Annotated in this window: 16 protein-coding genes, 1 tRNA gene and 1 pseudogene; 11 read left to right on the forward strand and 7 right to left on the reverse strand. The window is 65.7% G+C overall.

What is annotated here, in order from left to right:
* Positions 1-166: 166 nt before the first annotated feature.
* A pseudogene (iolC, locus tag ACNYC2_RS20080) lies at positions 167-1,123 on the reverse strand (5-dehydro-2-deoxygluconokinase); the annotation flags it as partial.
* 180 nt (positions 1,124-1,303) lie between these two features.
* On the opposite strand from iolC, the gene ACNYC2_RS20085 reads away from it, so the two are divergent.
* From ACNYC2_RS20085 to ACNYC2_RS20105, 5 genes are all read left to right on the forward strand, one after another.
* On the forward strand, positions 1,304-2,041 hold the full coding sequence (locus ACNYC2_RS20085; protein ID WP_419703488.1) for a GntR family transcriptional regulator: 738 nt from the start codon (positions 1,304-1,306) through the stop codon (positions 2,039-2,041).
* 164 nt (positions 2,042-2,205) lie between these two features.
* Positions 2,206-3,315, forward strand: a complete 1,110-nt coding sequence (locus ACNYC2_RS20090) for a transaldolase family protein (RefSeq protein ID WP_419703489.1) — start codon at positions 2,206-2,208, stop codon at positions 3,313-3,315.
* Positions 3,316-3,424: 109 nt separating this feature from the next.
* Positions 3,425-3,495, forward strand: a tRNA-Gly gene (locus ACNYC2_RS20095).
* Positions 3,496-3,686: 191 nt separating this feature from the next.
* Positions 3,687-5,081 carry a site-specific integrase gene (locus ACNYC2_RS20100; RefSeq protein WP_419703490.1) on the forward strand — a complete coding sequence of 465 codons (1,395 nt, stop codon included), beginning with the start codon at positions 3,687-3,689 and terminating at the stop codon, positions 5,079-5,081.
* A 63-nt stretch (positions 5,082-5,144) separates the two neighbouring features.
* The gene (locus ACNYC2_RS20105) at positions 5,145-5,564 is read left to right on the forward strand and encodes a helix-turn-helix domain-containing protein (protein WP_419703491.1); all 420 of its coding nucleotides are present in this window, start codon (positions 5,145-5,147) and stop codon (positions 5,562-5,564) included.
* Positions 5,565-6,515: 951 nt separating this feature from the next.
* On the opposite strand, the gene ACNYC2_RS20110 is transcribed toward ACNYC2_RS20105, so the two are convergent.
* Complete coding sequence (locus ACNYC2_RS20110; protein ID WP_419703492.1) at positions 6,516-6,734, reverse strand: hypothetical protein; 219 nt, start codon at positions 6,732-6,734, stop codon at positions 6,516-6,518.
* Positions 6,735-7,526: 792 nt separating this feature from the next.
* The gene (locus ACNYC2_RS20115; RefSeq protein ID WP_419703493.1) at positions 7,527-10,592 is read right to left on the reverse strand and encodes a hypothetical protein; all 3,066 of its coding nucleotides are present in this window, start codon (positions 10,590-10,592) and stop codon (positions 7,527-7,529) included.
* A gap of 715 nt (positions 10,593-11,307) precedes the next feature.
* Here ACNYC2_RS20115 and ACNYC2_RS20120 point away from each other — a divergent pair.
* Complete coding sequence (locus ACNYC2_RS20120; protein WP_419703494.1) at positions 11,308-12,354, forward strand: hypothetical protein; 1,047 nt, start codon at positions 11,308-11,310, stop codon at positions 12,352-12,354.
* Positions 12,355-13,278: 924 nt separating this feature from the next.
* Positions 13,279-13,998, forward strand: coding sequence for a pentapeptide repeat-containing protein (locus ACNYC2_RS20125; protein WP_419707869.1), 720 nt, complete (start codon positions 13,279-13,281; stop codon positions 13,996-13,998).
* A gap of 608 nt (positions 13,999-14,606) precedes the next feature.
* Here the strand turns inward: ACNYC2_RS20125 and ACNYC2_RS20130 are convergent.
* From ACNYC2_RS20130 to amcB, 3 genes are read right to left on the reverse strand one after another with little or no spacing between them, the layout of a single operon-like run.
* The gene (locus ACNYC2_RS20130) at positions 14,607-15,272 is read right to left on the reverse strand and encodes a pentapeptide repeat-containing protein (RefSeq protein WP_419703495.1); all 666 of its coding nucleotides are present in this window, start codon (positions 15,270-15,272) and stop codon (positions 14,607-14,609) included.
* A 49-nt stretch (positions 15,273-15,321) separates the two neighbouring features.
* Positions 15,322-15,516 carry a multiple cyclophane-containing RiPP AmcA gene (gene amcA / locus ACNYC2_RS20135; RefSeq protein WP_419703496.1) on the reverse strand — a complete coding sequence of 65 codons (195 nt, stop codon included), beginning with the start codon at positions 15,514-15,516 and terminating at the stop codon, positions 15,322-15,324.
* Entirely contained in the window at positions 15,513-16,691 is a 1,179-nt protein-coding gene (gene amcB, locus ACNYC2_RS20140; RefSeq protein ID WP_419703497.1) for a cyclophane-forming radical SAM peptide maturase AmcB, read from the reverse strand. Before amcB ends, amcA begins: the two co-directional genes overlap by 4 nt.
* A 110-nt stretch (positions 16,692-16,801) precedes the next feature.
* Here amcB and ACNYC2_RS20145 point away from each other — a divergent pair, with 110 nt between their 5' ends.
* Positions 16,802-17,347, forward strand: a complete 546-nt coding sequence (locus ACNYC2_RS20145) for an NUDIX hydrolase (RefSeq protein WP_419703498.1) — start codon at positions 16,802-16,804, stop codon at positions 17,345-17,347.
* On the opposite strand, the gene ACNYC2_RS20150 is transcribed toward ACNYC2_RS20145, so the two are convergent.
* Complete coding sequence (locus ACNYC2_RS20150) at positions 17,321-18,499, reverse strand: hypothetical protein (protein WP_419703499.1); 1,179 nt, start codon at positions 18,497-18,499, stop codon at positions 17,321-17,323. The genes ACNYC2_RS20145 and ACNYC2_RS20150 overlap by 27 nt on opposite strands.
* Positions 18,500-18,661: 162 nt before the next feature.
* Here ACNYC2_RS20150 and ACNYC2_RS20155 point away from each other — a divergent pair, with 162 nt between their 5' ends.
* The 3 genes from ACNYC2_RS20155 to ACNYC2_RS20165 all read left to right on the forward strand — a co-directional run bounded on the left by ACNYC2_RS20155 (position 18,662) and on the right by ACNYC2_RS20165 (position 20,481).
* On the forward strand, positions 18,662-18,982 hold the full coding sequence (locus tag ACNYC2_RS20155; RefSeq protein ID WP_419703500.1) for a hypothetical protein: 321 nt from the start codon (positions 18,662-18,664) through the stop codon (positions 18,980-18,982).
* A complete protein-coding gene (locus tag ACNYC2_RS20160; RefSeq protein WP_419703501.1) occupies positions 18,979-20,184 on the forward strand; it encodes an HAD family hydrolase in 1,206 nt (401 codons plus the stop codon). Before ACNYC2_RS20155 ends, ACNYC2_RS20160 begins: the two co-directional genes overlap by 4 nt.
* 120 nt (positions 20,185-20,304) lie before the next feature.
* Positions 20,305-20,481, forward strand: a complete 177-nt coding sequence (locus ACNYC2_RS20165) for a hypothetical protein (protein ID WP_419703502.1) — start codon at positions 20,305-20,307, stop codon at positions 20,479-20,481.
* Positions 20,482-20,489 lie beyond the last annotated feature (8 nt).

Below are 20,489 nucleotides of genomic sequence, written 5' to 3' on the forward strand. Positions count from 1 at the left end.
CGCGCGGGTCGCTCAGCCGCAGCTCGGCGACGTCGTCGACGGTGAGGGCTGGGCGGGCGGTGCTCTCGGATGCGGCGCCGTCGTCGTCCGTGTCGTTCGTGTCGGACGGCGCGGCCGCGCGCTCGCGGATCTCGAGGGGCACATCGGTCCGCTGCTCCGGCACCCGACCCGTGGCCAGCAGGTATTCGACCTCGGCGACCGTCGGCATCGACGCCGCGCACTCCAGCCGGGCCGCGACGATCGCACCGGCGGCGTTGGCGAACCGGAGCGTCCGTTCGAGCGACCAGCCCTGCAGCAGCCCGTGGCACAGTGACCCGCCGAACCCGTCCCCCGCGCCGAGCCCGTTGACGACGTCGACGGCGACCGGCGGCACGACCACCCGTTCGTCGCGGGTCTTGGCGAGCACCCCGCGCGGACCCTGCTTGACGATCGCCAGCTCGACGCCGGCGGCGAGCAGCGCGTCGGCGGCGCGGTCGGGATCCTTCTCGCCGACGGCGACGAAGCACTCCTCCCGGTTGCCCACGGCGATCGTCACGTGCGGCAGCGCGGCGCGGATCTGCTCGCGCGCCGTCTCGACGTCGGGCCAGAACATGGAGCGGTAGTCGAGGTCGAGCACCGTGTGGCCGGACCGGCCGCGCGCTTCGAGGGCCGCGAGGTGCGCCGAGCGGCTGGGCTCCTGGCTCAGGCCGGTGCTGGTGAGCCAGAACAGGCGAGCCGAGCGGACGGCGTCGATGCCGACGTCCTCCGGTGTGATGTGCAGGTCGGGGGCCGACGGCGACCGGTAGAACCAGAGCGGGAAGTCGTCGGGCGGGAAGATCTCGCAGAACGTGACGGGGGTGTGCAGCTCGGGCACCACGACGACGTACTGGTCGTCGACGCCGAACCCGCGGAGCTCGCGGCGCACGAACCGGCCGAAGGGGTCCTCCCCCACGCCGGTGACGAGGGCGGTGGCGTAGCCGAGCCGGGCGGAGGCGACCGCGACGTTCGTCGGGCTGCCGCCGAGGAACTTGCCGAACGACTGCACGTCCTCCAGTCCGACGCCGCTCTGCAGCGGGTACAGGTCGACCCCGATGCGGCCGATCGCGAGCACGTCCGGCGCCCACGCGTCAACGCGTCGTGTCATGCTGCCCCATCCCCAACGTTGCGGACCCGCGCGCACCACTCGTGCGGCAGATAGGTCGACCCTGCCTCCGACGCGCCCTCCTGTCAATACTTTGTCCTGACATTTGAACATCCCGTCCTCAGTACCACCGACGGCTAGACTCTCAGCGACAAGAAGATGACCCCGACGAGGAGGCTCTCCGTGCCCCAGACGCTGCGCATCGACCTCGACCGGTCGAGCCCGGTGCCCCTGTACCACCAGGTTGCCACCGCTATCGACGCAGCGATCGAGGACGGGCGTTTGCAGCCCGGCGAGTTTCTCGAGAACGAGGTGGCGCTGGCCGCGCGCCTCGGCATCTCGCGGCCCACCGCGCGCCAGGCGCTGCAGGACCTGGTCGAGCGCGGACGCCTGGTACGCCAGCGCGGGGTCGGGACGCACGTGGCCCCGGCGCGCGTGCGCCGGCCCGTCGAGCTGACGAGCCTGCACGACGACCTGACGAAGTCCGGCCGCAAGCCCAGCACCGAGGTGCTGGAGCACCGGACCGTGTCGGCGAGTGCCGAGGTCGCGGAGGCGCTCGAGCTGCCGGAGGGCACCGAGGTGGTCATGATCCGCCGTCTGCGCATGGCCGACGGCGAGCCGCTGGCCGTGCTCACCAACTACGTCCCGCTGGACATCGCCCCGACCGTCGAGGAGCTCGCGACGAGCGGGCTGTACGACCTGCTGCGTTCGCGCGGCGCCAAGCCCAAGGTCGCGCGGCAGCGCATCGGCGCGCGCTCGGCGACGGCGGTCGAGGCCCGCACGCTCGGCGAGAAGCCGCGGGCGGCGCTGCTGACCATGGAGCGCACGGCGTACGACGACAACGGCAAGGGCATCGAGTTCGGGCAGCACATCTACCGTGCGTCCCGGTACATGTTCGACACCATGCTGTTCGCGAGCTGACCGGCTGATTCTTCGCGGCCGGGCGCTTGTGTTGCGCTGCTTTGTCCTGACATTCGGTTGACAGGTTGCCAGGACGCACTGTCGAATGGAGTCACGCCGAACCCTGCGACGACGCGGGCTCGGGTGCGGACGCGCACTGTCGGCCTACGCCTCCGGAGGATCTCGTGACCCAGACGCTCGACACCGCCACCCCTGACAGCGCTGACGGGGAGAGCCCCCTGGCGCGCATGACGCGCGAGCACCCGCAGACGGCCCTGTGGAACGACTCGGCGGACCCGGTGCAGCTCGGCCGCGCGATCGCCTGGGGCGCCGTCGGCGCGACCTGCAACCCGGTGATCGCGCTCGCCGCGATCGAGGCGGACCTGCCGCGCTGGACGGCCCGGCTGGGCGCGCTCGCCGAGGACCTGCCCACCGCTTCCGAGTCCGAGCTCGGCTGGCTGGTGGTCCAGGAGCTGAGCGTCGAGGCGGCCCGCCTGCTGCTGCCGGCCTTCGAGGAGTCCGGCGGCCGGAACGGGCGACTGTCGATCCAGACCGACCCGCGCCTGCACCGGGACGTCGGCGCGTTGGTGCGCCAGGCGGAGCAGTTCGCGGCGCTGGCGCCGAACATCATCGTGAAGATCCCCGCGACGCAGGTGGGTGTCGAGGCGATCGAGGAAGTGACCTACCGCGGCATCAGCGTGAACGCGACGGTCTCGTTCACCGTGGCGCAGGCGGTGGCCGTGGCCGAGGCGGTGGAGCGCGGTCTTGACCGGCGCGAACGTGAGGGGCTGCCGGTCGAGGAGATGGGGGCCGTGGCGACCATCATGGGTGGGCGGCTTGATGACTGGCTCAAGATTGTCGCGGCGCGTGAGGGTCTGCTGCTGCCGCCGGGGGTTCTTGACTGGGCGGGTGTTGCTGCTCTGAAGAATGCGTACCGGATCTTCGTCGAGCGGGGCTATCGGACTCGGGTGCTGTCTGCGGCGTTCCGGACGCACCTGCATCTGTCGGAGCTGGTGGGCGGTGACCTGGTGATCTCGCCGCCGTTCGAGTGGCAGGACTCGATCAACCGGAACTCTCTGGCGCTGCCGTCTCGGATCGATGTTCCCGTGGATCCGGACATCCTTGAGACGCTCTCGCGTTCGCTGCCGGACTTCCGGGCGGCCTATGAGCCTGACGGACTGGCGCCTGAGGAGTTTGCTGGGTTCGGTCCATCGCGGCGGACCTTGCGCCAGTTCCTTGAGGCGGATGCGCAGCTGGATGCGCTGGTGCGGGATGTGCTGGTTGCTGCGCCCTGAGGTGGGGGCGCGGTGGCCGGTTGTGCTGCGCGGCGCGCGCGGCGGCGGGGTCGGCGAGGGGCCGAAGTTTGCTAGTGTGTTCCCCGCACCGCGCATCGCGCGCGGCCTTGCGGGCGTAGCTCAATGGTAGAGCCTTAGTCTTCCAAACTAATTACGCGGGTTCGATTCCCGTCGCCCGCTCAGAGTGCGGAAGCCCAGGTCAGAGAGTGTTTCTGACCTGGGCTTCGTGCATTCTGGAGGGCTGGAAGCAGCGCCGAGTGGCCCTTATTGACCCTAAGTCGCTCGCGACTGGGTCAGGACCTGGAGCCAAGATGTCCGCTTCAACCGATCCTCAAGGGCGCGCTCGTGGAGCCGCGCGTGCACCTCGAAGCATGTCCCCACGCACGCGTCGCAACAGCCGCCGCTCCTACGGCAATGTCCGCCAACGCACGCCTGGCCGCTGGGAGGCCAGGTACACCGGACCCGACGGCGTGCGCCGCCCGATCGGCACGTTCGAGTCCGAGAAGGCAGCGAACGCCGCCCTGGCCCGCGTGCTCAGCGACGTCTACCAGGGCACCTACCGCGAGCCCGAGACGGGCGACGTGCCCCTGCGCGAGTACGCGCGACGCTGGCTCGCCACGCGCGACCTGAAGCCGTCCACTCTCGACGGCTACGAGCGGCTGCTGCGGCGCTGGATCCTGACGCCGCTGCCGAGCCCGGGCGGTGCGCGACAGCTCGACCTCGGCGCACTCCCCCTGCGGTCGCTGTCGCACACCATGGTGAGCGAGTGGTACGCCGCGCTCCTGGTGGCGACGGCGGACTCCGCAGCGGCCTGGCTGGCGCGCGGCGGCGGGCCGAGCGACGCGGCGCACGTGCGGGCGTGGGCCCGTTCGACCGGCTTGCCGGTGGGCGATTCGGGCCGGATGCCGGCGCGGCTGTGGGATGCGTGGCGATCTGCTGGGGAGCCGCCTGCAGCGTCGGTCGAATCCAGGCATGCCGGGACGGTGACCGGCCGGACCCAGGCCGCGCACGCCTACGCGCTGCTGCGGACGATCTGCGGTGACGCCGTGCGCGACCGACTCATCGAGGCGAACCCATGCAGCATCCGCGGCGCCGGCCAGACCCGGCCGGCGGAACGTGTCGTCCCCGGCGACACTGTCGTGGATGCGATCGCGGCAGCCTTCGACGGGCCCTCCGAGCGTTACCGCGCGGCCGTGATCGTCGCGGCGCACTCCGGGCTCCGCGCGGGCGAGCTGTTCGCGCTCGAACGCCAGCACGTCGAGCGGACGCCACAGGGCGGCGTGCGCCTCAACGTGCGCCAGACACTCGTGGACGTGCCGGGTAAGCCCGTCGCCTTCGGCCCGCCCAAGTCGGACGCCGGGCGCCGCAAGGTGCACCTGCCGCCCGAAGCCGCCCGCGTGCTCCTGGCGCATCTGGACCGTTACACCGGGCCTGGTCCGCGGGCGCTCGTGTTCGCCACGGCCGCCGGACGGCCGGTGCGCGGCGGGAACCGCTCGTCGATGTTCTCTCGCGCCAAGAGGCGTGCCGGAGCGCCTCTTGAGCTCCGCTGGCACGACCTGCGGCACCTCGCGGCGACCCGCGCCGCTGAGGCGGGGGCGACGCTGGCCGAGCTCCAGCGGCGGATCGGGCACTCGACGGTCGCCGCCGCGATGGTCTACCAGCACGCCACCGACGATGGCGACGAGCGGCTGGCGGCACGGATGGCCGAGATCCAGGCGGCGAGGCGAGCGTCGAATGTCGTGGAGTTCCCTGGGCTGAGCGGGTGAGGGTGCCTGCCACTGCCCGGTGCCCTTCTGCGGGGCCTGGCGGCGGCGGGTGCTTGGGGGTTCGTGCACACCTACCTGTCGACAACCGCGATCGGACAGGAGTCAGAGATGGATGCTCAGGGTGCGCTGCCGTTCGTTGTTGACGACCCCCTGCTCACGGCGGCCGAAGCCGCCGACGCGCTAGGGGTGTCACGCTGGTGGTTCGGCGAATTGGTGCGCCGTGGCCGCGTCGGGCCGTGCGCGCGGATCGGAGGCCGGCTGCGGGTGCGGCGGTCGGTGCTGGACCAGTATCGGGCCGAGCAAGCGGGCGACCCGGAGGATCCGTACCTGACGTACGAGGACATCGGTGCGTATCTCGGCGTCTCGTCTTGGACGGCCGGCGAGCTCGTGCGGCGAGGGCTGCTACCCGGAGCTCGGGTCGGCCGACGGGTCGTGGTGCGACGGTCTGCGGTGGAGGTCTACATCGAGGCCTGCACGGGGTAGATCCGGCGTTGGGCGCCGGGGTGTTCGCCCAAGTCGTACGGTCCCGCCAAATCGGCGGGACCCTACTTGCCCGGTTTGTTTCTGGGGGTCTGTCGAGCGCGTGGCGTGGATCGCCTTCCTGACCTCGGGTCGGGCGGCGGTTGTCCTGGTGCGGTAGCCGGTGACCGACGCCTAGATCGACACCTGGACCCAGTAATTCCGATGGGGCCTCGGGCTCCTGCCCAGGTCATATGGTCCTGCCAATTTGGCAGAACCATCGTTGTCCGGTTTGTTCTCCAGAGCCGGAACGGGCCAATGGCGCATCGGTGGTTCGGTAGAACCCCAGGTCACGCGGTGGTGCCAAATTGGCACCACCGCAACTGTCCGAATTAGCCCTGAGGCTGGTTGCGGCCCAACTCCAACCGCGCGCCATGTGGGAGCGAACCTGCGGGTCGCGCGGTGGTGGCAAATTGCCACCACCGCGTATGTCCGAGTTAGCCCGCATCCACCTGCACCTGCCTGCCCCACGCTCCCGATTGTGCACGCCACCTGTACCCGTCGAGGTACCACTTGACGTCCCCACGCAGCCTTGCGGGGCAAGGTTCCGGGTGGGGGACATGGCGGTGAACAGGACGAACGCATGTCCCCAACTCGTGAGCATTACTTAAAGGCGAAACGTGGAAATCGGCGCGCGCTCGCGCATGGGCATGCCCCCGCGGTTGGCTCAGCGGACTCGACCCGCTGGCCCATGCCGGGTTACCTGCGCGCACGTACACATCCATGCGTTGAGGGTGACAGGCGAGCGCACGCTCTGCGCACACCAAGGTGCCCGCACACCAGGGTGTGCGGCCGTATCAGCGCAGGTCAGATGCGCACACCACCCAACACCCGCTGGCATGCTAGTGGACAGACGCTCGACGTTCTGGGTCAGCAAGGAACCAGCTATTGCACCAGGGCCTGTTTCGGAACTGGTCAGCGGTGTCGGATCCAGGTCAGGACTTCGGCGACGATGGTGACGCGGTCGGCCGCGGCGGTCGTGTCGTGCTGCCCGATCGCTGCGTCGCGCCGCTCGATCTCGTAGCCGTCCACACCATTGGTGCAGGTGTGGACCGAGATGGACCAGTCCAAGGCTTCGTCGTCGGGGTAGATCACGAAGAACGTGTTGTTGCTGCTGTTCAGGTCCTCGAGCATGCCCAGCAGGGCGACGCGGTCGGAGTCCTCGACGTACTGGCCGTCCTCGGTGTCGGCGTAGTAGGCCAGGGCTGTGATCGCACGGAGCCAGGATGCCAGGGCTCAAGCCGCCCGGACCACGGCGGCGATCCAGTCGTCGATCGCGGCGACCTCACGGTCGCCTCTTAGCGGACCTGGAGCTTGTCGAACCTCGTCGCGACCGCCCGCCAGCGTTGAGCTGGTTGAACATGCACTCCACTGCGTGCCGGTTCTTGTAGTCCTCGTACGACCTTCGGCGGCCGCCCGCCGACTGCCCCCTTCGCCTGGCGGTGGGCGGCCTGGTCCTTCTTGTCCGGGATCGTCACGCGGAATCCCTGCCTGCGCAGGAGGCGGCGGTTGGCCCCTGAGGCGCAGGCCATATCGCCACGGTCCCGGTCCGGCGTCGTGCGCAGGCGTCCGGGCTCGCCGGGTCGTTTGACCCGGATGGTGTCGAGCACGCGATATCACTGCTCAGCAAGAAGGGCTGGCCCTACTCAACTCGCACGAGCAAGTGGGAGCCAGAGGTGCGCGGCGATCATCGCCGACCGCGCCAACCTGGCGGCTCACCTCGATCGACTTCCATCTGCGATCTGATGGGACTGTTGCACGAATGGGTGAAACCGATCGTCACGCCTGCTCTCGCCGGCCACGGGCCGACGGGCGAATGTATCGGAATCGCTAGGCAACACCACTAGCGGCGGCATCAAGAGACACGGGAAACAGATCGCCCGAACTCCCATGGTGTCTTCCGAGGGGTGGAACTCCCGAGTACCCTTAGGGTGCAAAGACTGGTTGGTGCTCAGCGTCATCGGCCCAGTAGTTGAACCGCTCGCCCAGCACCGCGAGGAACGCTCTCGGATCGATCGGGTTCGTCCGGACCTCCAGACCCCATGCGTCCGCGGTCGACCGGGCTGCGTTGGCGAGATGGAACCACATGGACTGCGACGAGAAATCGCCAGGCGACACTTCCAGATCGGTCGGTTGCTCGTCAGCCTCCATGATCGCATGGAATCGCCTTACATCGACTTCGGTAAAGCTAGTGGTCATATTAATTCCTGCTGCAATCGCACGCGCATTTACAACAATGTTTGCTACCGCTGTGAGCAAGTGCCAATCCTTCCAGCCTTCCTCCCTCAGCCCTTCGACCACAGCCACAAATGTTTCGTCCTGTGCCAAGCGCTTCACCGTGATCCGGACCGGTGGTATCAGATTCTCATAACGCTTACGAATCGTCTCCTTTGAGACCGTCGCATCGTATCCAACCGCGGTGCCAGTGAACGTCTGCGCCAGTGCAGGCGACTGTTGCGGAGCGTTTGCCAACTCCGAAGCGATGTGGGTTCCTGCCAGGCCCCGAAGTTCCTTAAAGAGCGAATCTTTGTGGATGTCGGCTAGCTCGTCGTATGGCCGCACGCAAGTCAGCATGTGCGGTAAACCGCGCTCAAAGGTGCGCTCCATCACCTGGGTAAACGCACTGCGTCCCAAGAGTGATTGGGTCGCGATCACCTGCATGGCCGCGGCGACCACCTCGAGCTGTCCATCATCGACAGGTAAGGCCCCGGAAACAGTGAGTCGCACCAGATGCGCGGTTGAATCTCGCTCGGAAGCGTCGAGGAACACCTCACCCAGTGCAACAGGCTCGCTTGAGACTGCGATCTCGATATCAATCGGACCTGGCACCAGGAGAAGGTCCTCGCCCACAAGGTCAACCAACATGATCTGTGTAGCAGCGGCAAATCGTTCAGCCGCCAACACATGTACCCGATCGTTCGGCGCTCGAAGAGTCCAGACGTTGCCCAGAGCGGACCAGCTGTATTGGCGGGTAGGCCCAGCGTCCGAAAAAGGCCGGCCCATGCCGCTTCGATCAGCCGACTCGGCTACTTCAGGCTCACTCAGCGGCGGGATGGATTCTACATTGGCCAGCATTGGCTCAACGAGATCATTAAGGCCGGTAGACGCAATGATCGGCTCGATCAGCGGCAGGAAAGCGGGCCGCAACGACCGGGCCGTCCGCAGGATGAAGCACTGGTCGGTCAGCATGTTCCGGAAGTATGGGTACCGCTCAAAACTCCACGGGTCGCCAGCGAGTTTAGCCTGTGCCCATATCCCGATCCTGAAGGTCCGAGTCGCTGTGATCCACTGGCCAGCTTTATGTTCGTCGATCGCCGAGAGGATGAGGCCCTGCGCTATAAGAACAGCGAGCGCTGGGTCATCGCTTGCCCGAGCAACAGCTGCCGCACTGAGCGCGTACTGCTTCGCAGCTAGCGGGAGTCTGAGACTGTCATAGACCCGGGACGCCAGAATCATCATGATGGCGGCGCCTTCCGCCGTTTCTCCCTGGAGCCAGTTGATTTTGGCCGCGTGGATCTCTCGGAGCGCTTCGATCGGGCGGTTGGCGTTAAGGAGCGCGATGGATCGCGCATGGGCGCGGTCCCCTGCGGCTGCTTTCCCGGACCGTTCGACCGTTGCGTCGTCGAACGCCCTTCGCACACTGAGATATTTGGGATGGTCGACGAGCAGCGGGGCTGCAATGTCGAACATCCTGGTGAGCTGATCGATCGGCACTACTGGGGTAGTGGGTAGAAGCCCTGCGAGCTCAGTTAGTATTTTCATCCCCTTGTCGAGGTCCCGCAGGCTTCCATCGGCGGGGGCACTCCGCCCTGGCAGCCCGGCCCGCTTCGCCTCGTTGAGTGATCGGTAGAACTCTGACATCAGTGGTGCGTTGGACGGCTCAGAGTCGGCCAGATCTTCCTCGGACACGGCTTGGGGGCCGTGGGCGAGGATCGCGGCGACCATGAGGAGATGCGCCCTTGAGTTCGGTCCATCCGCAGCCGAGAGCATCAGGTCGATCGCCTGCTCCAAGTCGGCAGACCAGGCCGAGCTCTCGGCCACTGAAATTTCGGTCTGCCGCCACATCTGCATCGCCCCGATGAGGTGCAGCAGAGTGATCGCGTCCACCAGTACTCCGGGATCGGGCTGGCGAGTGGCGTTACGACCGAAATACGACCGCGCAACGGCGTCCACCGGTCGGAGCGTGTTCATTCCGAAGCCCGCAGCGATGACGATCTCGTACTCTATGCGACTCAGGACTGCGTCATTGTCAGTGGAGGACTCACGCAGGCGATGTGCAGCGGCAAGCCAGTCTGGTAGGTCAGCCCGTGCGTCTTCGTTGAGGCTGGAGAACCGGAGACCCTCCCGTAGGTCGATAAGTTCTCCGATTGAGCCGGTGCACAGCGGTTGGCTGCGCCAGTGCTGGCGGTCCTCCAGGTACCAGTCGGGGAGGACAGCGTCGTCGTCAGGCCGTGCTGGCGTCAGCGAGGACGGTAGGTGGAGGTAGTCAACTGCGAGATAGAAGAGGTCGTGACTCGCTAGTTCCTCGGAGATCGCCTGGGCATCCCAGATGTCCAGCGAGACAGAGTATTCGTCTCGCGCATGTGCCTGGAGTTCGTGGCGCTTCGACACCGCGACAGGTGTGACGGTGAAGTACACGACGCGGTCGACCGAAGCCCCCTTGTTGCAGATCTTGCCCAGGTCGGCACGTATCTTGGACGGGACATCCTCACGCTGGGTCGTGACGGCAAGCACCACTCGTTCGTCGGTGGCGAGGGCGGTAAAGACTGAGGTGCCCGGAAGTTCGGCAGCTATGACCGTCCAGAAGCTCTCTCCGTCGCGACCGTCGTCGCCCCCTGCGGCTACCGGCCCTGTAGCAGGCATCACGTTGCTGACGATTCGGCGCCGTGTGAGCCCTAGACAGAGCTGCTCAAACGGATGATGGGCATTCGACTCGCCAAGATTCTCGAGATGAAACCGAATCTGAGTGGCGACCTGGGTCGGCGTATCCAACGAAACTGATCCTCCGGGCTGGGGGACCCCAGTCTGCACCCGTGTCGTGCATCCGTGTGGATCCTCCTGGTCGGCGTTTACGGCTTGACCGTTCCCGAGTGGATGAACGGCCAGCAGGGACTGCTGCATGGCCAGGTGACTCCGGCCGTCACGCAGAACGGTCCGCCGCGTGCCCCCAAGCAACGTGCCGTAATCGCGCCCTGCGTGGTGGCACACCCGACAGCCAGCCAGTGCGATAGCGATTTCTCGCGCCTCAGCACCCAATCGAAAGCACACCCTGATGTGGTTGCTCCTGATCACACCCGCGCACCAGCGCAGACAGTAGTTCCGCACGCGGATTCTCGCCAGCGCCGACCTGCCGACTACCCCGGGAACTGGCCACCCACGCTCGTAGCTCCCAGCGACCTCAAGCGGTCCACATCAGGCGTCGACCATGTGGCAGTCCCGTTCGCGCACTCGTGCCAGGACCAAAACACAGCGAGCGCGACAGAGCGCACGACGATTGTTCACCCGGCGCTCTCGCCTAGACGGGATGCGTGTCGTCCGTCGATATCGCTAACTTTTGGTCCTGGGGACGCGCGACCAGCATGTGATGAGGAGCCGGCCAGTTCAGACCCACTCGTCGCCGTCATCGAGATTGCAGGATGAGGCCCCACCCACCGAGAGCAGACGTCAGTCAGTTCAGAACCAGTAGAGGAGCAAGGTGCCAACGTCAGTGGATCAGCTCGTCGAGGACGCTCTTCGACTATTTGATGACCCTTCGCAGCCTGTAGCAAGCCACGCCAGGCGAGCCATTCGGATTGCCCACAAACGTCAGGACTATCCGGCACTTTTGCGCCTCCTGCTGGAAACCATGGACTTCACACCTGAAACGAAGGTCGACCACCCAGCCTACTTGGACGCGCAAGCCAATCTCGCCGCTCTCATTGGCAAGGAAAATGCAGACCGCCAAAGTATCCTGATCGTGATGCGATATCAGCGAGACCGAGCACTACTCGGCGATCCAAAGATGATCCATGGGCAGAGCGTCGGTCAGATCGAGGCGTCACTGCGTCAGATCGTCGAGGTTATGGACCACTACTCCCATGTCCCGTCCAACCTGACTCCCGCAGACACCTACCTAGTCGCCAAAGATTATGACCGAGCCGCCGCCAAAGTGGTGCCAAAGCGGGCGGACCTCGAGGCCGTGCTCGAACGAATCCGCCAGTCCGTCCACGACTTGCTAGTCGACACCGAGCAACAACTCGAATCCGGACAGCGGCGCCCCACCATTTTCGAGCGCGGGCAGGCATACATCGAAACCTCGCTCGCACAGAGAGCCCCCGACGCACTTGGACTGTTCCAGGCTGCAGAGGAAGCGCTCGGGAGGGGGCGTCCAGAGGATTTCACCCACGCTCTGACATCGTGCCGACGCATGGTCAAAGCCCTAGCGGATGCCCTTTATCCAGCGACAGGTGAAATGATCACTGGCACGGATGGCAAAGAGCGAAGGATGACCGACGACGCATATCGCAATCGCCTAATGCAGTTCGCAGTCGAGAATATCGGAGGTAGCACCCATCGCGAATTCGTTCAGGAAGTACTTCGCGGACTCGGCAGCCGCCTCAATCGACTCGAAGAGCTCTCGTCGAAGGGCGTGCACGACACTGTCGGGTATGTGGAAGCCGAGACGTGCGTAATGTGGACCTATCTGACGGCAGCAGACTTCTTGAGAATCGCTGATGGGAGCAGCCCCAGGCTCACCGAGAATGCCGCAGGTTGAGCTCCCAGTTATTTCCGTAGCCAGGCAAATTCCCGACGAATCCTGACGTATCTACCCGGAGCAGAACTCAAGTCGTTCGAGGCGCGATCGTCAAGGATTCGCCGGATGACTGCTAGAGCAGGGCACTTCGCGCGCCGCACTGTCTGCACTTAAGGGTCTTGGACCCATCGTGGCACTGCCGCATCCGGGTTGAGGCAGGAGCTTCGAGTTGTCGGCCATCTGCGCCCGTATGTGAAGGTCACGGTGGCGCCGACCTCTGCAGATGTCCAACACCACACCGGTCAACACAGGAAACCCGACTCTCCCAGCCAGGGGGAACCCAACAGGCACGAGCGAGTGCGGTTCCGATTTCTCGAGCCTCAGCACCCAATGGAAAGCACACCCTGCTGGGTCGTCACCGATCCTAACGTCGCCCACACGGAACCGCAGGCCAGAGCACGCCGCGACCGAGACCGGACAAGAGCACACCACTTCGCATCGACGACACGCGGACCACACGCGCGGTGTCACCTGTCGGAGCAGTCCCTTGGGGACTGCTGCACCGGCAGGTGACAGGGTTTCCCAGGCGGCGAGTGCGACCTGAGTGGCCATGCTGGCTTCGTACTCGATCGGCGTCAAACGTCCCAGACGGGCCTGGCGCCGGCGGCGATGGGCCGCCGCGACCAACCGAGCAGGCAAGCAGGAACGACGCCGGTGCCTGCTTCTCCCCCGTGCAGATTTCACCACACCAACCGGCAGCTGCTCCGGGACTCACCTGCCAAGATTGCAGCCATGACCACGCGTCAAGGCACAAGGGTCGATAAAGAGCCAGGAGGCTTGAAGCCACATGTGCACCCACCAGCCGACCACTGGTGGGCAGGCTTCGTACGGCATCACCGTTACACCTGGCCCGTCGAAGTGCTGTTCACTCTCACCTTGGCCGGCGTGATCGCCGGCGTCCAACTCTGGGTGGATGATAACCGTGCAGAACGTCAGGAAGTGCTCGCAAACGTTACGTTCATCAGGGAGTCCGTTCGCGACAGTCCAGACGGTATCAAGAATTTTCGAGGCATGAACCTCCGAGGAGCTGACCTATCCGAACTCGACCTAGGTTGCGATATAAAACTCCGCGGATTCGAGTTCCCCGAGGATCCCGTATTTACTGAGAGACTGAGCGAGGCTTCCTGTGCCGACTTCACAGGAGCGGACCTCACTGGCGCCCAGATCGATGGGACGGACCTGACCGGGGCTTATCTCACTAACGTCACACTGAGAGACATCGACGCCATTAGGGTTAGCGCCGCTGGTGCACGCATAGAGCCGCGCGACATGAGCAATGTCAGGCTGTCTGCAAGCGATCTGCGCGGCGCACAAATTATCGCAGGAGAAGGCGCATACTGGAACAGTCCGCGAGCTTTCAGCCTCTCGCTATTCGCCGCCGAAATGACTGCAATGCAAATATCGGGAATTGGGTCCATCCAAACAAGCGCAGTTGCTGGACGTCACGTCGACCTCCGCGGAATAGATGTAATCTGTCTTGGCAGCGAAGCAGCAGACGAACATGAAACCGCTGAGATCGAGGACGTTACTTGCGGTGATGCTTATAGGACCGTTCAGTCAAAGCACCTGATCCAGCCCATCGTAAGCATGTCAGACTTGAACTGACTCTCGGAGCGAGATTGTTCAACTTGCCGCGATGCCCGCGACTGCTATCCGGGCGCGTTGAACTCGCGCTCCGGTACTTGGATGCCCCTCTTGCCGGACAAATGCGTGCGACGGTCCCCGCCGGGACAAGGGGCACGCGCACGCCGGTTGGCATCCCACGGGGATCCCCAAGATCTCGGGGTAGGTACGCGCGTGATAGGCCAGCATCAGGGTGCCGTCGGACAACTCGGAGAACGCGCTGCGCCCGGGACCGTACTGCCCCACCGATGGGTCGGACACCAAACAGTCGGTCCGCACTCTTGGTCCAGAGCGCCGGGTCGAGCAGGTCGGACCCGAGGTCCGCCGTCAGCACGCCCATCGCGTAGTCAATGCCGGTCGCTGGCGGAGTCCGTCAGGTAGACGCGGCAGTCCCGCACCAACACCGAGAGGACCTCGTTAACTCAGAGGTCCTGCCCTCCCGGCAGAACTCGGGCCGGGAGAGCAGCACGGCGGCGTCGGCAGGGTCTAGGAGTGGTGCGGATGCGATCTCGCGTGCCTCAGCAAGAAACAACACACCCAGATGCACGGTCGATCAGATCAGTGCAGCAGACTCCTTGGAGTCGACCGAATCAGTCGGCGATCGTGATGCCGAGTTCGTCGGCCAGCACGAGCGACAGGTCCGCGAGCTGGTAACGGTCGATCACGATCCGCTTGAGGTTGACCGCCCCGCTCATCACGGACAAGTTGTTGCCCCGAAGGTCCGTACCCCGGTAGGTGCCCGCATGGAACGACGTGGCACGCAGGACGCAGTCCTCGAATGCCACGCCGGACAGGTCACAACCATCCAGCTCGGTCTCGATGAGCGAGCAGCCAACGAAAACAACCGGTCCCTTGGCTGTGACCTGGGTCAACATCCCGTAGTCGAACTTGCAGTCCTGAAAGACGACATCCTCCAGAACCAAACCGTCGAGCCGTGCGCCGAGCAGTCGGCAGTCTGTGAATCGCACCCGGGACAGTCGGCTGTTACTTAGCGTCAGTGAGGCCAGGTCGCACCCCGTGAACTCGACCGACGACATACGCACCCGATCGAGGTCCACCCGTTGCGCACGGACCTCGCTGATACGCCCGTCATAGAGCTGGGTGTTGGCAAGTTCCAGAGCCCGCAAGTCCTTACCGCTATAGCTGAACAGCGAGAGGCGCCCGTCCTCGGGCTGGAGCGTCGAGAGCTCCGTGAGTTCGTCCGCGTCCAGGACAGGCAGGTCTGCGGTGGTGTCGCGGATCGTCAGGGTCTCCATGGTGCCCCACAGTAGGGTCGAGAACGGGTCGGGGCGCTGGGCACGGGTGCTACCGCTTCTTCCAGTTGTCCCAGCTCGGACGGTTGTCCCACGGGCCCGGCGTCTTCTTCCAGTTGTCCCAAGCTGGCCGGTTGTCCCAGTCAGATCCTCGGCGACCCGTACTCACAAGGGCGGTAACAGCCTCATGGTCAGACTCGACCAGGTCGGCAAGAAGATCGGTCATTTGCTCTGTCGCTGCGGTCATTTCGCTTCCTCTGTCGATCGAGTACTGGTTGAGATGGCAGTCGTGTTGGTGATGCCAGCGAGAGCCCGCACGAGCTCCTGCTTTGACGCCCGGCAGTAGTTCGTCTCGGTGGAGTCGAAGCGGCCGTTCTCGAAGTACCGGTTCCCGGCCTGCGCCCCACGGCAGAAGTCGAAGAATGCGCAGGACTCCCGGCACGCGGCCAGACCATCCAGGAACTCGGACACGTAAGGCAGCTGCCACGCGCCTGCCAGGATCTCGGACATGGGCTGCGCGAGAACGTTGCCGGCAAGGAAGTCGCCGTAGTGCTCGTCGCGGATCCCGGCCAGTTCTGGGGACAGCAGCACTACGTCACCGTTCACCGCGACGGTCGGCAGGGGGTCGTACCGGTGTGCCTCCCACGACGCGCGTCCCCCACCACGAATGGTTCGTAGGTACTGCGCCAACCGGTCAAGCTCTCTGACTTCCACATCCGGATGCTCGGCCGACCATGTGAACACCGCCTCCCAGAAGGCCCGGGCCCGCTCCGGGGCGGGCTGAGTCCGAGACGTGTTCACACCCTCCAACTCCTCGATGTTGAGCCCGATCGACGTCGGGCCCAATCCAGCCAGGAAGTCGAGCAGGTCCTCCGCCCGGCCGATCCCTTCACCGACGACCGCGATCAAGGAGAACCTGATCTGCCGGTCGACGAGCTTCCCAATACCGGCCACGATCCGGTCGAACGCGGGCCTACCAGCCCAGTCGACGCGTTCGACGTTCAGGTCGGCCGGCCCGTCGATGCTCACACCGACGGCGACATCGCGTTCCCGGAACAGGTCGCACCAGGCATCGTTGATCAGCGTGGCGTTCGTCTGCAGGCTGTGGCGCACCCTCCCTGCACGGCGCAACTGATCGAACGGCGCCATCAGAGCGGTGAGCTTCTCCGGTCCGATTGCCAGTGGTTCGCCGCCGTGCCAGCAGACCTCGGTCACGTGACCAGGCGGCTGCAAGGCAATCGAGGCCGCCACAGCCTCTACGACCTCCAACGACATCTCGAGGCGCTTCTTGCGGAACGGCAGGTAGCAATAGGAGCAGTCCAGGTTGCACAAGGTCGTCGGCTGCAGCACGACCAGGCTGGCCTGCGGCGCGATCCACGTCGCGTAGGCCTTGGCGGAGTCCATGGAGCTGGGTGTGCTCATGGACTCACCCTGGCCCGGAGCCGCCCTCGGAGGGGCGGGCATTCTGGACGGCATTCTGGCTGTCGGGGTTGCCGTGTCAGAGTGACCATGTGAGCGAAGACGAGACGGGTGTGCCGCTGACGCAGGTGTTCGGCGAGCGGGTGCTCTACGACAACCCGTGGGTTCGGCTCGTCCAGGTGGAGATCGAGCCGCCCGACGGCCACCGGTTCTGGCACCACGTGGTGCGGCTCCAGACCGTCTCCACCGCAATCGTCGTGGATGACGCCGGCGAACACGTGCTGCTGATGCGCCGTCACCGGTTCGCTACGAGTCAGATCGGCTGGGATGCGCCCGGCGGGATCGTCGGAAGCGGCGAGTCGACGCAAGCTGCTGCCGTCCGGGAGACCATCGAGGAGACCGGGTGGAGGCCCCGTGGCGAGGGCCGTCCGGTCGCGGGCTTTCAGCCGATGCCGGGGATGGTTGACACGCCGCATGAGGTCTTCGTCTTCCACGGCGCCGAGCAGATCGGCGAGCCGACGGACGCTGAAGAGGAAGCCCTGATCGAGTGGGTTCCCCTGGCACGAATCGCAGGGCTCATCCGGACGAGAGAAGTGCTGGGTTCTGGAACTCTCGTCGGCCTCCTGGCGGTCCTAGCCGGCCTTGACGCCGAGGCGTGACTGAAGATTCTTGATGCGGCGGCCTTGCCGCACCGACCCGGCTCGCTGAGCGAGCCCGTGAGCTGTGTCGAGAGCCCGGACTGCTTCAGATTTGTGGCCTGCTGCGACGAGGGAGTGGGCGAGGTCCACGTTGAGCTGGGCTCCCGCGCGTAGGTGGTTGGGGTCCATCCCGCTCAGGGCGAAATGGAGATCGGCGATCGCTTCTTCGTCTCCGAGACGGGCGAGGGCTGCTCCACGCCAGCGGGCAAGGCTATATTCGTCGAGCATGATGTAGGGCGCGTCGGGATCACCCGTGTCGCCGGACAACAGGGCCACGGCCCGGTCGAAATGCTCCATGCTTGCCGTCGTCTCTCCGACGATCGCGGCGACTTCGCCCGCCACGCCGTGGAGCCAGGACCGCACTGGACCGGACAGCGCCGTCGCGCCCACGGTGATCGCGTGCTCCGCGATGCGGAGCGCATAGTGCGGCTGATCCGTGTCAACAAGGACGTACGCCTGCTGCGCGGTGGCGTGCGCGAGATCAGCTTTGGCCGAGCTCTCGCGACCAGCGTCCTTCGCAGCCTCGTGTAGACGCCAGGCTTCCTTGATGTTGCCGCTGTCCAGGTACACCCAGCCGGCCAACGATGCGGTGTCGCTGTAGACGCTCGCCAGTGCTTCGCGCATCGTCGGTTCCAGGCTGTACGCGCGCAGAGACCACAGGACGTCCAGGTGCTCCTTGAGCGCTTTGCTCGTCGCGACGCTGGACTGCCCGCGGTCACCCAGACGGATCTCCTCCGTCCGAACGGCCAGAGTCGTAACGGTCTCTTGATCGACGGACGATGCACGCCGGAGCCAGCCCATCATGTCGTCATCCGACGCGTCTGGTCGTGCCTTTGGTCCCCGTGGGCTCGGGTAGAAACCCAGCTCGGCGTCGGTCGCCACGTCGAGCACTGCACGGAACGCGGCGCGGTAGGTCTTGCTCGGCCAGTTCACAACCCCACGTTCGTACCGGGCTATCGCGTCTGCTTCAAGGGCCGCGCGGCGACCAGTCGTCCGCCAGAGGTGCAGGTTCACCAGTTCGGCGAGTTCGGCGCGGCTCATAGGTCGCGCCGGATCTGCGAGGGATGCCTTCTCGATGCGGAGCCGCCGGAGACGCTCGTTGGGGGTTGTCACCGTTGCCCCACCCCCAAATCTCACAAGCGTGCCGTGTAGTGATCGTCTCCTGCCCGATCCAGGTCTCAGTCTGCCGCCCAGTGTGCCCCTCCCCCGGCGCGCCGCGCCAGCAACAGTGGTCACTAGCTACACGGCACCCCTCAGCCGGGGCAGGAAAGGACGGTGATCACGTTGAACTCGTTCGACTCAAACACTAATGCGGACTTCCGAGGAACGATCGGCCGCGCGCACGCCCTGGCGGCGCGATTGCTAGCGGACATCGGTATGAGCCGGATCGAGTTGGTCACCTTCACCAGTGACCGCCTCTGCCTTCATCCTGCGGATCTCGAAGAGGGCGAGCAGATCGCTCGTGCCATCGGGTGCGACTTCCCACTGGACCATCGAATGTTCGTGCCGGGAGACACATTGTGGACCGGGATCGTCGACGGGCTCGAAGTTCAGATCCGGTCCGTGCTGCGACAGCCCGCAGGGATCCCCCGATGACTCCACCCGACACCAGCCGCCTGTCGCGCATCGTCGAGCGCCCGGGGCACGTACTCAAGAAGAGCGGATCCGTGACAGCCCACTCCAGCAATACCCGAACCGAGGTGCGCCGCTTGGTGGCCCTGGACATCGACGGGACGGTCGTAGACCGCGAAGCCCGGGTTCCGCCCGGAACGGTGGAAGCACTGGACCTGGTTCGTGCTGCGGGGCACGAGGTCGTGCTTGCCACAGGAAGGTCGCTGGCCGGACTGTTGCCAATCGCCGTGCGGCTGGGCCTGACCGATGGCTGGGCAGTGTGCTCCAACGGGGCTCTGACCATTCACCTGGACCGGACCGCGCCGTCAGGTTACGACGTCGTCGAGACCCGAACGTTCGACGCCACACGCGTGATCCACCGCGCCCTTGACGTGGCACCGAGTGTGCGCGTCGCGATCGAGGAGGTCGGGTGGGGATGGCGCACCAGCAGCCCATTCGAACCCAGTGAGTTGAACGGGCAGCAGAAGACAGTCCTGCTGAGTGACCTGATGACCGAGCCGGTGACCCGCATCGTGCTCACGGCCCCAGGCATCCGACGTTACGCCGGCACCTTGCGTGCCGCTGGAGTCACAGCTACTCCGCAGGGAGCGGACTGGCTCGACATCACAGCACCCGGCGTCAACAAGGCCGTCGCGCTCGACGTGGTGCGTGCCCACCTGGGCGTCCCCGCGGACCGGACAGTGGCGGTCGGGGACGGCGTCAACGACCTGGACATGCTCGCCTGGGCCGCCCGCTCGGTAGCGATGGGACACGCGGCCGCGATCGTACGCAGCGCCGCCGATGAGACGACAGGGACCATCAGCGAAGGCGGCGCATTGGCAGTACTACGTTCGCTCGTCCCAGTCGTAGACAATTCGTTGTCGTCGCTGGCTGCGCAGATCGCTACTGCCGAGGCCAGCGCGCCTGGCCCTGTGGTCTTGCGTGTGTGGCACGGCATCGGATCGGACCTGGCCCGCTGTGAGGCGTGGACCCTCCAGGACGGCCACTGGCTGCGGCACGCACCGATTCCGTCCGGCGCGGGTGTCACGATGCGCGCGATCGAGGCCGCCGCGCTCGAGGCAGGGCTGCCTTACCCGCGTGGCGACGAGGGCCGACGTCGCGCGCAGTGGCGCAGCGTCACTGGTGACGGCCCTGCGGGGTTCGAACTTCCCCTGCGCGGCCTATAGCCGCTCGCCACTGATCTTGCGCCTCGGTGGCGCACCAGACACCCTGCATCACTGCCCAGCCACAAGCCCGCTCCTGGCGGGCATGTCCTGCACCACCCTGCACAACGAGGAGGAAGCAACATGACCACCACCACTGCACGCGGACTGCGAGAGGGCCGGTCGCTCGTCGACCCGGAGTTCTTCCACCGGCTCGTTCAGCGGGTCGCCGAGGAACACGACCACGATCTGAGCATGGCGGCCCGCGTCGTCGACCAGACCCTCGCGTTCTTGGGTACCAGCGCCACCCACCGGGGCTGACCGCTGTC

It is taken from the genome of Promicromonospora sp. NFX87 (genome assembly GCF_048564965.1).
In the GTDB taxonomy this organism is placed as follows: domain Bacteria; phylum Actinomycetota; class Actinomycetes; order Actinomycetales; family Cellulomonadaceae; genus Promicromonospora.

Excerpts from the sequence above, each read along its gene's own strand:
- ACNYC2_RS20160 (WP_419703501.1), top strand. The coding sequence starts at position 18,979 with ATGACTCCACCCGACACCAGCCGCCTGTCGCGCATCGTCGAGCGCCCG.
- ACNYC2_RS20130 (WP_419703495.1), bottom strand. The coding sequence starts at position 15,272 with ATGGAGACCCTGACGATCCGCGACACCACCGCAGACCTGCCTGTCCTG.
- ACNYC2_RS20110 (WP_419703492.1), bottom strand. The coding sequence starts at position 6,734 with ATGCTCGAGGACCTGAACAGCAGCAACAACACGTTCTTCGTGATCTAC.
- ACNYC2_RS20165 (WP_419703502.1), top strand. The coding sequence starts at position 20,305 with ATGACCACCACCACTGCACGCGGACTGCGAGAGGGCCGGTCGCTCGTC.
- amcA (WP_419703496.1), bottom strand. The coding sequence starts at position 15,516 with ATGACCGCAGCGACAGAGCAAATGACCGATCTTCTTGCCGACCTGGTC.
- amcB (WP_419703497.1), bottom strand. The coding sequence starts at position 16,691 with ATGAGCACACCCAGCTCCATGGACTCCGCCAAGGCCTACGCGACGTGG.
- ACNYC2_RS20100 (WP_419703490.1), top strand. The coding sequence starts at position 3,687 with ATGTCCCCACGCACGCGTCGCAACAGCCGCCGCTCCTACGGCAATGTC.